Annotated in this window: 14 protein-coding genes; 3 read left to right on the top strand and 11 right to left on the bottom strand. The window is 72.1% G+C overall.

Going from position 1 to position 12,935, the window contains the following annotated elements; translation table 11 throughout:
• Window positions 1–154: 154 nt before the first annotated feature.
• The 6 genes from DQ384_RS12770 to DQ384_RS12795 all read right to left on the bottom strand — a co-directional run bounded on the left by DQ384_RS12770 (window position 155) and on the right by DQ384_RS12795 (window position 6,019).
• Window positions 155–1,885 carry a molybdopterin-dependent oxidoreductase gene (locus DQ384_RS12770; protein ID WP_245966426.1) on the bottom strand — a complete coding sequence of 577 codons (1,731 nt, stop codon included), beginning with the start codon at window positions 1,883–1,885 and terminating at the stop codon, window positions 155–157.
• Between the two features lie 115 nt (window positions 1,886–2,000).
• Window positions 2,001–2,627 (bottom strand): RdgB/HAM1 family non-canonical purine NTP pyrophosphatase, encoded by a 627-nt coding sequence (rdgB, locus tag DQ384_RS12775; RefSeq protein ID WP_114028975.1) that lies wholly within the window; start codon window positions 2,625–2,627, stop codon window positions 2,001–2,003.
• Window positions 2,624–3,340 carry a ribonuclease PH gene (gene rph / locus DQ384_RS12780; RefSeq protein WP_114028976.1) on the bottom strand — a complete coding sequence of 239 codons (717 nt, stop codon included), beginning with the start codon at window positions 3,338–3,340 and terminating at the stop codon, window positions 2,624–2,626. Before rph ends, rdgB begins: the two co-directional genes overlap by 4 nt.
• Before the next feature lie 4 nt (window positions 3,341–3,344).
• Window positions 3,345–4,097 (bottom strand): MBL fold metallo-hydrolase, encoded by a 753-nt coding sequence (locus tag DQ384_RS12785; protein ID WP_114028977.1) that lies wholly within the window; start codon window positions 4,095–4,097, stop codon window positions 3,345–3,347.
• Window positions 4,098–4,226: 129 nt separating this feature from the next.
• Window positions 4,227–5,138: a glutamate racemase gene (gene murI / locus DQ384_RS12790; RefSeq protein WP_281274046.1), complete on the bottom strand. Its 912-nt coding sequence runs from the start codon at window positions 5,136–5,138 to the stop codon at window positions 4,227–4,229.
• A 77-nt stretch (window positions 5,139–5,215) separates the two neighbouring features.
• On the bottom strand, window positions 5,216–6,019 hold the full coding sequence (locus tag DQ384_RS12795; protein ID WP_114028978.1) for a thioesterase family protein: 804 nt from the start codon (window positions 6,017–6,019) through the stop codon (window positions 5,216–5,218).
• 226 nt (window positions 6,020–6,245) lie between these two features.
• On the opposite strand from DQ384_RS12795, the gene DQ384_RS12800 reads away from it, so the two are divergent.
• On the top strand, window positions 6,246–7,943 hold the full coding sequence (locus tag DQ384_RS12800; protein WP_245966427.1) for a DUF3352 domain-containing protein: 1,698 nt from the start codon (window positions 6,246–6,248) through the stop codon (window positions 7,941–7,943).
• Between the two features lie 71 nt (window positions 7,944–8,014).
• Here the strand turns inward: DQ384_RS12800 and DQ384_RS12805 are convergent, their stop codons facing one another.
• From DQ384_RS12805 to clpS, 5 genes are all read right to left on the bottom strand, one after another.
• On the bottom strand, window positions 8,015–8,962 hold the full coding sequence (locus DQ384_RS12805; protein ID WP_114028980.1) for a PLP-dependent cysteine synthase family protein: 948 nt from the start codon (window positions 8,960–8,962) through the stop codon (window positions 8,015–8,017).
• Window positions 8,963–8,964: 2 nt separating this feature from the next.
• Entirely contained in the window at window positions 8,965–9,243 is a 279-nt protein-coding gene (locus tag DQ384_RS12810; RefSeq protein ID WP_114028981.1) for a MoaD/ThiS family protein, read from the bottom strand.
• A gap of 268 nt (window positions 9,244–9,511) precedes the next feature.
• Window positions 9,512–9,922 carry a M67 family metallopeptidase gene (locus tag DQ384_RS12815; RefSeq protein WP_114028982.1) on the bottom strand — a complete coding sequence of 137 codons (411 nt, stop codon included), beginning with the start codon at window positions 9,920–9,922 and terminating at the stop codon, window positions 9,512–9,514.
• Window positions 9,923–9,931: 9 nt separating this feature from the next.
• Window positions 9,932–10,459, bottom strand: coding sequence for a DUF2017 domain-containing protein (locus tag DQ384_RS12820; protein ID WP_114028983.1), 528 nt, complete (start codon window positions 10,457–10,459; stop codon window positions 9,932–9,934).
• Window positions 10,456–10,746 carry an ATP-dependent Clp protease adapter ClpS gene (gene clpS / locus DQ384_RS12825; RefSeq protein ID WP_114028984.1) on the bottom strand — a complete coding sequence of 97 codons (291 nt, stop codon included), beginning with the start codon at window positions 10,744–10,746 and terminating at the stop codon, window positions 10,456–10,458. Before clpS ends, DQ384_RS12820 begins: the two co-directional genes overlap by 4 nt.
• A 45-nt stretch (window positions 10,747–10,791) precedes the next feature.
• Between clpS and DQ384_RS12830 the strand changes: the two genes are divergently transcribed.
• Both DQ384_RS12830 and DQ384_RS12835 read left to right on the top strand, forming a co-directional pair.
• Entirely contained in the window at window positions 10,792–12,078 is a 1,287-nt protein-coding gene (locus DQ384_RS12830) for a nicotinate phosphoribosyltransferase (RefSeq protein ID WP_114028985.1), read from the top strand.
• 130 nt (window positions 12,079–12,208) lie between these two features.
• Window positions 12,209–12,856 carry an isochorismatase family protein gene (locus DQ384_RS12835; RefSeq protein ID WP_114028986.1) on the top strand — a complete coding sequence of 216 codons (648 nt, stop codon included), beginning with the start codon at window positions 12,209–12,211 and terminating at the stop codon, window positions 12,854–12,856.
• Window positions 12,857–12,935: the final 79 nt, after the last annotated feature.

A 12,935-nucleotide genomic window follows, 5' to 3' on the forward strand; every position in this document is an offset into this window, starting at 1 on the left:
CGGAACCCGCGCATTTCCCAGCGCCCACAGAACCACGATTCCCACTGATCAGCAGGATGCCTCCTGACCGCCCGATCGGGAGCCTTTCTCACTGTACGCCCGACATCCCCATACAAACCATGGAGTCGATCTCACGACTTTCCCGTAATTCCGACTACTTCACCACGACCAGGATGGAGTGCCAGCCGGAGGCGCCGTCCGGGATCACCGGCGCGTAGTCGGGGGTCTGGGTGTAGCCGGTGGCGTCGGTGGCGCGGACTTCGATGGTGTGGTCGCCGGGGGTGGCGTCCCAGTCGTCCACGACCCACTGCCGCCAGGTGTCCACGCCCGGCACCTGCGCCAGCCGCGCCTGCCGCCACGGGCCCTTGTCGACGCGCACCTCGACCGCGTCGATCCCCTTGTGCTGCGCCCACGCCACGCCGGCGATCTGGGTGCGGCCCGCGCGGATCGTGGAGCCGCCCCGGGGCAGGTCGATGCGGGACTCGGTCTTGATCGGCCCCTTCGGCGCCCAGCCCCGCTCGGTCCAGTACGCCTCCTCCTGGTCGTACCGGCTGACCTTGATCTCCGTGATCCACTTCGTCGCCGACACGTAGCCGTACAGCCCGGGGACGACCTGGCGCACCGGGAAGCCGTGGGCGAGGGGAAGGGGCTCGCCGTTCATCGCGATGGCGAGCAGCGCGTCGCGGCCGTCCATCGCGACGTCCACGGGGGTGCCGGACGTCCAGCCGTCGGTGGAGGTCGACAGCAGCATGTCGGCGCCGGACCGGATGCCGGCCTCGCGCAGGATGTCGGCCAGGCTCGCGCCGAGCCAGCGGGCGTTGCCGATGTACGGGCCGCCGACGTCGTTGGAGACGCAGGTCAGCGTCACGTCGGCCTCCATGAGCGGCCGCCTCAGGAGCTGGTCGTAGGTCAGCTCGATGGGCCTGTCGACCATGCCGTGGATCTTCAGCTTCCACGTCTTGGGGTCGACCTGCGGGAGGACCAGCGCGGTGTCGATGCGGTAGAAGTCCCGGTTGGGGGTGACGAAGGGGGAAAGGTCCTTGAGCCGGAGGTCGGCGCCCGCCGGGATCGGCCTGAGCGGCTTCGCGGGCCTGGGCAGCGCGATCTTGGCCCGCTCGGTGTCGACCTCCAGGCGCCCGGCCAGGCCCCGTCCCGCCAGCCCGGCGACCCCGGCGACGGCAACGCCCGCGACGACGCCGGTGAGCAGGCCCCGCCGGTCGAACTCATGGAGTTGCCCGCCCGCGCGCATGACGGCGGGGTGCCGCTCGGCAGCCTTCTCGCGACCGTCACCCGCGGCGCCCTCGCCACGACCGCCCGTGCTCTGCGCACCATCACCCGGGGCGTGCTCGTCACGGGCGCTCGCGCCCCCGTCACCGTCCCTCGCGGCGGCAGCACCATGGCCCACGGCGGCGGGCACGGGTTCGCGGTAGCCGGTCGGCCAGGCGCGGCGGACGATGAGGCGCAGCGCCCAGGCCCCGACGGCCGCGCCGACGACCGACGGGAGCACGTCCAGTGGCCCCGAGTCCGGCCGGGTGGACGCGGCGACGGCGCCGACCAGCCCGAAGAGGAGCAGCCCGGCCGTGGCGAGCCCGGGGCGGCGGCGGGCCAGGATGCCCAGCCCAGCCGCGACGAGCGCGAGCACCACCACGATGCCGCCGATGAGGACGATCTTGTCGTTCGTGCCGAACGTACGGATCGCCCAGTCCTTCAGGGCCTGCGGGGTGCGGTCGACCGTCGCGTCGCCGACCACGATCACCGGCGCCGCGCCCGGGTCGATCAACCCTGCGGCGAGCTGGCCCACCCCGAGCGCCACCGCGCCCGCCACGAGCCCGGCCAGCGCCGCCGCCCACGCGTCCGCACGGGAACGTGCCCTTTCGTCCTTCACACTGCGAACGCTACGCCCAAAAGCCCCGGCCGATTCTTACGCCCTGGTTACGGGAACCCGGGGCCGCCGGGCAGGTCCTGAGCATGGGGACCCGAGCCCGGCGAGCAGGTCCAGGTCAGGCGAACCCGGGCGTTCCGAGCAGGTCGCGCAGGACGGGGACGAGCGCGCGGAAGGCGCGCCCGCGGTGGCTGATCGCGTCCTTCTCGGCCGGGGACATCTCGGCGGTCGTGCGGGTCTCGCCCTCCGGCACGAAGATCGGGTCGTACCCGAACCCGTTGACGCCCCGCGAGGCGCGGATCAGCGCCCCCCGGAGGGCGCCCTCGACCACGCGCTCCTCGCCGGACGGCAGGGCGGCGGCGGCCGCGCAGGCGAAGTGGGCGCCCCTGTGGCCGTCGGGGACGTCGGAGACCTGGGCGAGCAGGAGCCGCAGGTTCGCGGCGTCGTCGCCGTGCGACCCCGACCAGCGGGCCGAGAAGACGCCCGGCATGCCGTTCAGCGCGTCGACGCACAGCCCGGAATCGTCGGCGACGGCGGGCAGCCCGCTGGCCGAGGCGACGGCGTGCGCCTTGAGCAGGGCGTTCTCGGCGAACGTGAGGCCGGTCTCGGCGACGTCGCCGATCTCGGGGAACTCCTCAAGGCCGACGAGCTCGATCTTCTGGTCGGCCTCGGCGAGGATGCGGCGCAGCTCGACGATCTTTCCCTGGTTGCGGGTGGCGAGAACCACCCGGGCGACCGCGTTCACGCCAGGGCCTCCCGCTGGCGGGCGGTCAGCTCGGCGCAGCCCCCGGCGGCGAGGTCGAGCAGCGAGTCGAGCGCGGCGCGGTCGAAGGGAACGCCCTCGGCGGTGCCCTGGACCTCGACGAACTCGCCCGACCCCGTCATGACGACGTTCATGTCGGTCTCGGCCGCGACGTCCTCGCTGTAGCAGAGGTCGAGGAGGGTGGAGCTGCCCACGACACCCACCGAGACGGCGGCGACGGAGTTGACCAGAGGGTCTCCCGGGCACATCTTGCGCTCGCGCATCCAGGCCACGGCGTCGGCGAGCGCGACATAAGCCCCGGTGATGGCGGCGGTGCGCGTGCCCCCGTCGGCCTGAAGCACGTCGCAGTCGAGCACGATGCTGTTCTCGCCTAGGGCCTTGTAGTCGACGCAGGCGCGCAGGGACCGCCCGATCAGGCGGGAGATCTCGTGGGTGCGCCCGCCGATCTTGCCGCGCACCGACTCGCGGTCGCCGCGGGTGTTGGTGGCCCGGGGCAGCATGGCGTACTCGGCGGTGATCCAGCCCAGCCCGCTGCCCCTGCGCCATCGCGGCACGCCGTCCTGCACCGAGGCGGCGCACAGCACCCTGGTGCGCCCGAACTCCACGAGGACCGAGCCCTCGGCGTGAGCGAGCCAGCCACGGGTGATCGTGACGGGCCGAAGCTGGTCGGGCCTGCGCCCGTCTTCACGTGCCATGGGCTCACCTTAGGTCATACACGGCCCCGCTCCGCGCGAGTTCGATGTCGCCGCCGAAGCACGAACGCCGGGCCTCGCCGAGCACCGCCGCGGGGTCGTACCAAGGCACCAGATGGGTCAGGACGAGCGTGCCGACGCCCGCGCGCGCCGCGTGCTCGGCGGCCTGCCCGCCCGTCAGGTGGAGGCCCTTGGGGTTGCCCGGACGGTCCAGGAAGGAGGCCTCGCAGAGCAGGATGTCGGCGCCCGCCGCCAGTTCGACCAGCTCGGGGCACTCTCCGGTGTCGCCGGAGTACGCCACCGAGCGCCCGCCGTGGGAGACGCGGAAGCCGTAGGTCTCGACGGGGTGGTTCATCGTGGCGGCGGTCACCTCGAAGGGGCCGACGCGGAAGGCGCCGGGTGCGAGCGGAGCGAAGTCGAACGCCGTCTCCAGGCCCGGCTCCTCGTCCATGCCGTAGGCGGCGGCCAGGCGGCGCGGGGCGTCCCGGGGCGCGTGGACGGGGACGCGCGGCAGGGGCCCGACGGGGGCGTAGGTGCGCACGACGTGGTAGGCGCACATGTCCAGGCAGTGATCGGCGTGCAGGTGGGACAGGCAGATGGCGTCCACGTCGTACAGGCCGATATGCCGTTGCAGGGGTCCGAGCGAGCCGTTGCCGAAGTCGAGGAGCATGCGGAAGCCCTCGGCCTCCAGCAGATAACAGGACGCGGGGCTGTCCGGGCCGGGAAAGCTCCCCGAGCACCCCACGATCGTCAGCTTCACGGCGTTCTCCTTACTCTGCCGGCCCGGCGGGCACCCCTCCCGAGGCCCGCCGGTCGTACCGGCTCGCTGTTGTGCCTTACATCGCCGGCAACTCCCGGAACACCGCCGAACCCGTCGCCTCCCGGGCGGCTAGCCCGGCTGGACGGGCGCGGAGAGCGCCTCCTCGTCCGCCGTTCCTGCGACCGGGGCGCGTTCGACGCTGACGATCTCGGGGCCGAGAAAGCGCCGGCCGAGGTCGGCGAACAGGGTGCCGTCGCCGGTCGCGCGGAACCTGTGCCGGGGCCGCGTGCCCTGCCCCACCAGCCCGCGGTCGTGCAGGACGCGGAAGACGTCCTTGGCCGTCTCGTCCGCGCTCGACACCAGCGTGACGCCCTCCCCCATCACATAGGAGATGGCCCCGGCGAGCAGCGGGTAGTGGGTGCAGCCGAGGATCAGCGTGTCGCAGCCCTCCTCGATCACCGGCCGCAGGTACGCGCGGGCGACCTCGATGAGTTCCTCGCTCATCGTCTCTCCGCGTTCCACGAACTCCACCAGCCGGGGGGCGGCCACGCCGGTGAGGCGGACGTCCGGGGCGGCCGCGAAGGCGTCGTGGTAGGCCATCGACTCGATGGTGGCGCGGGTGGCGATCACCCCGACCCGGCCGTTCCTGGTGGCCCGCACGGCCCTGCGCGTCGCCGGGAGGATCACCTCCACCACCGGGACGTCGTAGCGCTCCCTGGCGTCTCTGAGGACGGCCGCGCTGGCGCTGTTGCACGCGATCACGAGCATCTTGACGTCGGCCTCGACGAGGTGGTCCATGACCTGGAGGGCGTAGGCCCGCACCTCGGCGATGCGCTTGGGCCCGTAGGGCTGGCGCGCGGTGTCGGCGACGTAGAGGATCGACTCGCCGGGCAACTGGTCGATGATCGCCCGCGCGACGGTGAGGCCTCCGACACCGCTGTCGAAGATCCCGATCGCGGGCTCCTCGCGGCCGATGTCCTCGTCTGAGGACTCCATGATGCTGACCCACGGCGCGTGGGCGACGCTCCCGATGTCCGACATGATTCCCAAGGTTAGGGGAGCGCGGTCAATCGCTCGCGGTAAGAATCCTCACACCCGGGTAATCGCCGGATGATCGTCTACGCCGGTCCGCCGCCTCGGCCGAGGCGGGCGAGCTGGCGCGACTGGGCGACGAGGCGGCCCGCGGAGTCCCACACCTCGACGTCCTCGTCGAACCAGCCGTCCCTGATCAGCCGTCCCTGGCCGATGAGCGTGAGCCAGCCGGGCGCGGGCAGGGCGCGCAGGTGCCAGGTCAGCTCCACGGTGGGCGCCCAGCCCCGGCTCCCGGCCGAGAACACGACCGGCGGCAGCGCGTCCACGGCCAGGGCCAGGACGAACGGGTCGGGGTCCTGCGGCTCTGCCATGCGGAAGTACGCGCGCGACTCGGGTCGTCCGGTCGGCTCGCCATGGAGCCAGCCGATGGTGGGCGGGTCGAAGCGCAGCTCCATGCGGGCGCTCAGCGTCATGCCGGACTCGGGCTTGGGCTCGGGCAGCGCGACGCATTCCTCGACGGGCGGCATAGGGACGGCGGGCGTCGCCGACCAGGTGCTCTCGGCGTCGCCGAGCGTGGCGGTGGTGACGAGCGCGTCGAGGTGGGCCTGGCCGTCCCGGACCAGCGTGGCCCGGGTCACGGTGGCCGTCCTGCCGGTCTTGACCTGTTCCAGGCGTACGCGCGCCGGGCCGGGGACCGCCGCGCGGAGGAACTGGACGGAGGTCGAGACGGGGTGGTCGTGCGGGGAGGCGTCGACGACCGCCCGCAGCAGCGCGGCCATGAGGTAACCGCCGTTGAGCGGCCCGCCGATGGAGTAGCCCGGGTCCAGGCACACGTCGTAGGTGGTCGCGTCGACCCGGATGGCCTGGGTGGCCTCGTCGAACTTCGTCATCTGTCCCCTTGAGCCCTCTGAGCCCTCGCCCGGCCGAACCTGCCGAATATTGTTCTGGTCGCGCCCACTTTACCGATGCCCGGCGGCCGTGCGCGCGGCGGAGGGGTCACCAGCGCTCGGATGGCACAAAATCGCTACATATCCAGGAGAAACCATCTTGCAAGTCGCTTGCTACCGGGACGATCTACTTTCATGACCGAACCCCATGAGACGGCGAGAGTGGATCATGTCTAACCAGCAGCCCTACCCTCCGTACCCCTTCAACCAGGACCCGGACGCGACGGTCCACTACCGGACACCTGGTGGCGGCCCCACTCCTGCCGGGTACGGACAGCAGCCCGGGTACGGACAGCAGCCCGGACATGGCCAGCAGCCCGGATACGGCCAGCAGCCGTACGGCTATGCCCCGCCGCAGGCGGAGGGCCCACCGACCTGGCAGGGCGGAGAGCTGGGACCACCCATACAGCCCCCTCCCCCGCCGGGCCACCGGAGGAGGCGCCGCGGCGGCGGCTGGGTGCTGGCCGTGGTCGCCGCCGTCATCGTGGCGCTGGTCGGCGGTGGCGGCGTGTACGCGATGAACCTGCTCAGCGGCGGCGGAACCCAGCCCGAGGACGTGCTGCCCGGCGACGCCCTGGTGTACGCGCGGCTGGACCTCGACCCGTCCGCGGCCCAGAAGCTGGCGCTGTTCAGCCTCGCGCGCAAGTTCCCCGCGACGAAGGACAGCTTCGCCGGCGACGACCCGCGCAAGGCGATGTTCGAGGTGATCGGCAAGAGCGGCGCCCTCGACAAGATCGACTACGCCCGTGACGTCCAGCCCTGGCTCGGCGACCGGGTGGGCCTCGCGCTGCGCGCGCCCGCCAAGGAGAACGGACAGCCCGAGGTCGTGCTGGCCGTCCAGGTCACCGACGAGGCCGCCGCCCGCGCGGGCCTGGCCAAGCTCAACAAGGGCGGCGACATGAGCGGCCTGGCCTTCCGCGAGGGCTACGCGCTCATGGCCGCGACCCAGCAGGCCGCCGACGGGTACGCCGCCGCCGCGCCGCTGTCGGCCAACGCCGACTTCGCCGCCGACCTCGAGGCCCTCGGCGAGCCCGGCGTGCTGTCCTTCTGGGGCGACATGGGACGGCTCTCCAAGATCGCCGCCAGTACCGCGGGCGTCGACCGCGCCGCGCTCGGCCTCGCCGAGAACATGCGCTTCGCCGGAGCCCTGCGCTTCGACAGCGGGTACGCCGAGCTGAGCGCCGTCACGAGCGGCATGCGGGCCGTCGAGGCCACCGAGCCGACCCGCATCGCCGACCTGCCCGCCTCGACCGTCGGCGCGGTCTCGATCTCCGGGCTCGGCGACATGCTCTCCAAGCAGTGGCCCGAACTGCTCAAGACGATCGAGTCGGCCGCCGGCGACCAGGGCGGGGGCGACATCGTCGCGATGGCCCAGCAGGCGTACGGCATCACGCTGCCGGACGACGCGGTGACCCTGCTCGGCAAGAACCTCACCGTCGCGGTCGACGAGAAGGGCCTGGACGGGGACCTGCCGAACGTCGGCGCGGTGCTCACCACCGACCCGGCCAAGGCGCAGGAGGTCGTCGCCAAGCTGGAGAGCGTCGTCCAGAAGTCCGGCACGGGGGTGCCGCAGATCGCCAAGGTCGCCGCGGACGGGCGGCTCGTGCTCGCCAGCTCGCAGGACTACGCGGCGCGGCTCGCGCAGGACGGGACGCTCGGCGACAGCGAGACCTTCAAGACCGCGATCCCCGACGCCGGCTCGGCGAGCACCGCGCTGTACGTCGACCTGGACAAGATCGAGAAGTACTACCTGAACGGGTTGCAGGGCGACGAGCGGGCGAGCCTGGAGACGCTGAAGGCCGTGGGCGTCAGCGGCCGGCAGTCCGGCGGCACCGGGTCCTTCAGCCTGCGGGTGCTGTTCAACTGAGTGCGGCGGATCACGAAGGGCCGGTCACCCGGACGGGTGGCCGGCCCTTCGGCGTACGGTCGTGACGGGCGCTAAGCCCAGAGCTGGCCCTCCAGGCGGTCCTCCGCCTCGTCCAGGGTGCCCTCGTAGGCGCCCGTGGACAGGTACTTCCAGCCGCCGTCGGCCACGATGAACGCGATGTCGGCGCGCTCGCCGGCCTTCACCGCCTTGGCCGCCATGCCGAGCGCCGCGTGCAGCGCGCAGCCGGTGGAGATGCCGGCGAAGATGCCCTCGGCGCCGAGCAGCTCACGCGTGCGCCGCAGCGCGTCGGCCGAGGTCACGGAGTAGCGCGTGGTGAGCACGTCGGCGTCGTAGATCTCGGGGATGAAGCCCTCGTCCACGTTGCGCAGCCCGTACACCAGCTCGCCGTACCGGGGCTCGGCGGCGACGATCTGGACGCCGGGCACCCGCTCGCGCAGGAAGCGCCCTACCCCCATCAGCGTGCCGGTGGTGCCCAGCCCGGCCACGAAGTGCGTGATCGAGGGAAGGTCCTCGAGGAGCTCGGGCCCGGTCGACTCGTAGTGGGAGCGCCAGTTGGCCGGGTTGCCGTACTGGTAGAGCATCACCCACGAGGGGTTCTCGGCGGCGAGCCCCTTGGCGACGCGCACGGCCTCGTTGGAGCCGCCCGCCGCCGGCGAGGAGATGATCTCGGCGCCCCACATGCGCAGCAGCTGGCGGCGCTCCTCGGAGGTGTTCTCGGGCATGACGCAGATCAGCTTGTAGCCCTTGAGCCGGGCCGCCATGGCCAGCGAGATGCCGGTGTTGCCCGAGGTCGGCTCCAGGATCGTGCAGCCGGGGCTGAGCAGCCCCTCCTTCTCGGCCTGCTCGATCATCCACAGGGCCGGGCGGTCCTTGACCGAGCCGGTCGGGTTGTGGTCCTCCAGCTTCGCCCAGACGCGGACGTCCGGGGACGGGGACAGGCGCGGCAGCCCCACCAGCGGCGTGCGCCCGACCGATTCGATCAGCGAGTCGAAGCGCATGACTAGCGCGCGCCCCCGGCCACGGCGGGCAGCACCGTGACGGTGTCGCCATCGGCCACCGGGGTGTCGAGGCCGCCGAGGAAGCGGACGTCCTCGTCGTTCAGGTAGACGTTGACGAACCGGCGCAGCCCGGAGTCGTCGACGATGCGGTCCCTGATGCCGGGGTGGCGGGACTCCAGGTCGCCGATCAGGTCGGACAGCGTCGCGCCGGCGCCGCTGACGGACTTCTCGCCGCCGGTGTAGGTGCGGAGGATGGTCGGAATGCGAACCTCGATGGCCATCGCGGGTCAGTCTCCTTGGTCATTTGTCGTCACGGGGGCGCCCAACGGGTGCGAACACGCGTCGGGAGGACGGGATTCCTGCGGTCAGGAACAGTCGTAGACGACGGCACAGGGAGTGTGCCCGAAAAGGTGCGTCCGCACGGGCGACGAAGGCCCGGGGCGCACCCCGGCGCTCCCGATCTCCGGGTCAATCGTCAGCATGTTCCCAACTCTACAGCGTCGTGACGTTCGCGCCGATGGCCGAAACCGCGCGCGGACGCCGGGCCGGTCAGGCGGGGAAGATCTTCACGTCCTCCTCGGTGACGACGCCGTCCACGATCCTGTACGAGCGGAACTGCACGGCGTCGGCGTCGGCCGTGGACACCAGCACGTAGTGGGCGTTCGGCTCGGAGGCGTAGGAGACGTCGGTGCGCGAGGGGTACGCCTCGGTGGCGGTGTGGGAGTGGTAGACGACGACGGGCTCCTCGTCACGGTCGTCCATCTCGCGCCACACGCGGAACTGCTCCATCGAGTCGAATCGGTAGAAGGTGGGCGAACGCTCGGCGTTCTCCATGGGAATGAACCGCTCCGGGCGGTCGGAGCCGGCGGGCCCCGCGACCACCCCGCACGCCTCGTCCGGGTGATCGGCCCAGGCGTGGGCGATGATCTTGTCGACCAGTTCCCGTGAGATCGTCAGCATGCCCGAAAGTTACCAAAGCGCGCGGACCAGTGTGTCCTGCAGGTAGGTCAGCCAGTCGTAGGTCACGTACGCCGGGTAGCGCGGGTCGTCCTCGGCCATGTCGGCCAGCTCGTCGTGGATCTCCTCGGTGACCTCCAGGCGCACGCCGAGCGCGAGCCGGACGTCGTTCAGCGCGCGCAGCCACGCCTGCGCCTGGTCGGCGGTGAGGCGGACCTCCCCCTGCTCGGCGGTCTCCAGCAGGGTCTCGGCGTCGGCGCGCTTGCCCTCGCGCAGGGTGGCCTCGGTGTAGCGCCGGAACTCGGTGGACGCCTTCTCGTCATCGGCGTAGGCCGAGGGGAACAGGCGGGCCAGCACCGGGTCGGAGGGCTTCTCGGCCGCGCCGATGCCGAGCGCGCGCTCCAGCGGGTCCTGCCCGGTCGAGCCGGGCTGCACCAGGCCGAGGACCTGCGACACCAGCGAGCGCAGGATCGACGCCTCGCCGCCGTCCAGGATGATCGTCACGCCCCCGCCGAGCCCCGCGTTGAAGCCCGTGCTCACGCCGAATCCCGCTGGACGGTGGCCCACAGGCCGTATGAGTGCAAGATCTGCACGTCGCGTTCCATCTCCTCGCGGGTGCCGCTCGACACCACGGCCCTGCCCTTGTGGTGGACGTCGAGCATGAGCTTCTCCGCCTTGTCCTTGGGGTAGCCGAAGACGGTCTGGAAGACGTACGTCACGTACGACATCAGGTTGACCGGGTCGTTCCAGACGATGGTCAACCAGGGGAGATCGGGCCGGACGTCCATCGACGGACGTTCGACCTCAGCCGGCGCGGTACTACCCACATTCCCATCCTGCCCTACCCCGGTCGTAGTCTTCGACTTGTGAAGATGGGCATGAGCAGCGCGTTGCTTACCGATCACTATGAGCTGACGATGCTACAGGCCGCATTGGCCGGCGGCGCGGCCCACCGGCGGTCGGTCTTCGAGGTCTTCGCCCGTCACCTCCCCGGCGGTCGCCGGTACGGGGTCGTCGCGGGCACCGGGCGCGTGCTGGACGCCCTCGCCGGTTTCCGCTTCGGCGACGCCGAGCTGGCGTACCTGCGCGAGAGCCGCGTCGTCAACGACGAGACCCTCGACTTCCTGGCGTCCTACCGCTTCTCGGGCGACGTCCACGGCTACCGCGAGGGCGAGTGCTACTTCCCCGGCTCGCCGATCATGGTGGTGGAGGGCACGTTCGCCGAGGCGGGGCTGCTGGAGACGGTGATCCTCTCCATACTCAACCACGACTCGGCCATCGCCTCTGCGGCCTCGCGCATGGTGGGCGCCGCGGGCTCCCGGCCCATCATGGAGTTCGGCTCGCGGCGCACCCACGAGGCCGCCGCCGTCGCCTCGGCCAGGGCGGCGTACCTCGCGGGCTTCTCCTCCACTTCCAACCTCATGGCCGGCAGCGTCTACGGCGTGCCGACGGCCGGCACCGCCGCCCACGCGTTCACGCTGCTGCACGACTCCGAGTACGACGCCTTCCAGGCCCAGATCGACTCCCTCGGGCCGGACACGACGCTGCTGATCGACACCTACGACGTCGCCAAGGCCGTGCGCACGGCGGTGGAGCTGGCGGGGCCGGCGCTCGGGGCGGTCCGCATCGACTCCGGCGACCTCGCCGTGGCCGCGCACGAGGTGCGGCAGATGCTCGACTCGCTCGGCGCGACGGACACCCGCATCGTCGTCACCAGCGACCTGGACGAATACTCCATCGCCGCCCTCGCCGCCGCGCCCGTCGACGGGTACGGGGTGGGGACGTCGGTCGTCACCGGCTCGGGAGTCCCGACTGCGGCCATGGTCTACAAGCTCGTCGCCCGCGAGGACGCCGACGGCGTGCTCCAGCCGGTGGCCAAGAGGTCGGTCGGCAAGCCGAGCCGGGGCGGCAGGAAGAACGCGTTCCGGGCGCTGGAGGACGGGACCGCCGTCGTCGAGCTGATCACCACCTCCCCGGACGCGCCCGCACCGGAAGGGGCCCGGCCGCTGCTGCACGCGCTCGTCCGCGGCGGCGAGATCGTCGGACGCGAGCCGCTGGACGCCGCCAGGGAACGCCACCGCGCCTCGGTGGCCGAGCTGCCCGTGCCGGCCCGGCAGCTCTCCCACGGTGACCCGGTGATCCCCACCGTCTTCTCGTAGCCGCCTACTCGGATCGTTTTCCCTCGATCTCCTCGGGAGGACTCTTCGCGAAGCCTCCCGGCATATCCCCTGAATCCCCCGGCGGCCGGGACGGCGCTTCCCCGGCCACCCGAACGAAACGAGGCCGACCATGAACCCGGAGAGCGCGGAGAACTCAGAGAACTCGGCGAACCCGGCCGACGGGACGAACCCCGCCGGCACGACGAACACGGCTCTGATCATCGTCGACGTGCAGAACGACTTCTGCGAGGGCGGCAGCCTGGCCGTCGCGGGCGGCGCCGGGGTGGCGGCGGCGATCGGCCCGCACGTCGCCGCGGAGCCGTACGCGCACGTGGTGGCCACCCGCGACTACCACGTCGACCCGGGGGCCCACTTCGCCGAGCACCCCGACTACGTCCGCAGCTGGCCCGCCCACTGCGTCGTCGGCACCCCCGGCGCCGGCTTCCACCCCGCCCTCGATACCTCCACCGTCGAGGAGGTCTTCAGCAAGGGCCGCCACAGCGCCGCCTACAGCGGCTTCGAGGGCGCCACCGAAGCCGGCACCGGCCTCGCCGAGTGGCTGACCCGGCGGGACGTGCGGCGGGTGGACGTCGTCGGCATCGCCACCGACCACTGCGTACGGGCCACCGCGCTCGATGCGGCGGCGAACGGCTTCGCGGTGCGGGTGCTGCTGGACCTGACCGCGGGCGTCGCCGCGCACACCACCGAGGCGGCGCTGGCCGAGCTGAGGGGCGCAGGGGTGGAGCTCGTCGGCGCTCCCATCGTCAAGGCGACCTGACCCGGCCCGTGACGCCGGCCCTTCCTGGGAACCTGACGCGGGCCGCGGCCCGACCCGCCCGGGCGGGCGCCGGCCGGGG

This window comes from Sphaerisporangium album, from assembly GCF_003323745.1.
Classification (GTDB): Bacteria; Actinomycetota; Actinomycetes; order Streptosporangiales; family Streptosporangiaceae; genus Sphaerisporangium; species Sphaerisporangium album.

What these genes read in the sequence shown, in the direction of transcription:
- DQ384_RS12805 (WP_114028980.1), bottom strand. Translation starts at nt 8,962, where the DNA reads ATGCGCTTCGACTCGCTGATCGAATCGGTCGGGCGCACGCCGCTGGTG.
- rph (WP_114028976.1), bottom strand. Translation starts at nt 3,340, where the DNA reads ATGGCACGTGAAGACGGGCGCAGGCCCGACCAGCTTCGGCCCGTCACG.
- DQ384_RS12835 (WP_114028986.1), top strand. Translation starts at nt 12,209, where the DNA reads ATGAACCCGGAGAGCGCGGAGAACTCAGAGAACTCGGCGAACCCGGCC.
- DQ384_RS12815 (WP_114028982.1), bottom strand. Translation starts at nt 9,922, where the DNA reads ATGCTGACGATCTCACGGGAACTGGTCGACAAGATCATCGCCCACGCC.
- murI (WP_281274046.1), bottom strand. Translation starts at nt 5,138, where the DNA reads ATGTCGGACATCGGGAGCGTCGCCCACGCGCCGTGGGTCAGCATCATG.
- DQ384_RS12810 (WP_114028981.1), bottom strand. Translation starts at nt 9,243, where the DNA reads ATGGCCATCGAGGTTCGCATTCCGACCATCCTCCGCACCTACACCGGC.
- DQ384_RS12800 (WP_245966427.1), top strand. Translation starts at nt 6,246, where the DNA reads ATGTCTAACCAGCAGCCCTACCCTCCGTACCCCTTCAACCAGGACCCG.
- DQ384_RS12795 (WP_114028978.1), bottom strand. Translation starts at nt 6,019, where the DNA reads ATGACGAAGTTCGACGAGGCCACCCAGGCCATCCGGGTCGACGCGACC.
- DQ384_RS12830 (WP_114028985.1), top strand. Translation starts at nt 10,792, where the DNA reads ATGGGCATGAGCAGCGCGTTGCTTACCGATCACTATGAGCTGACGATG.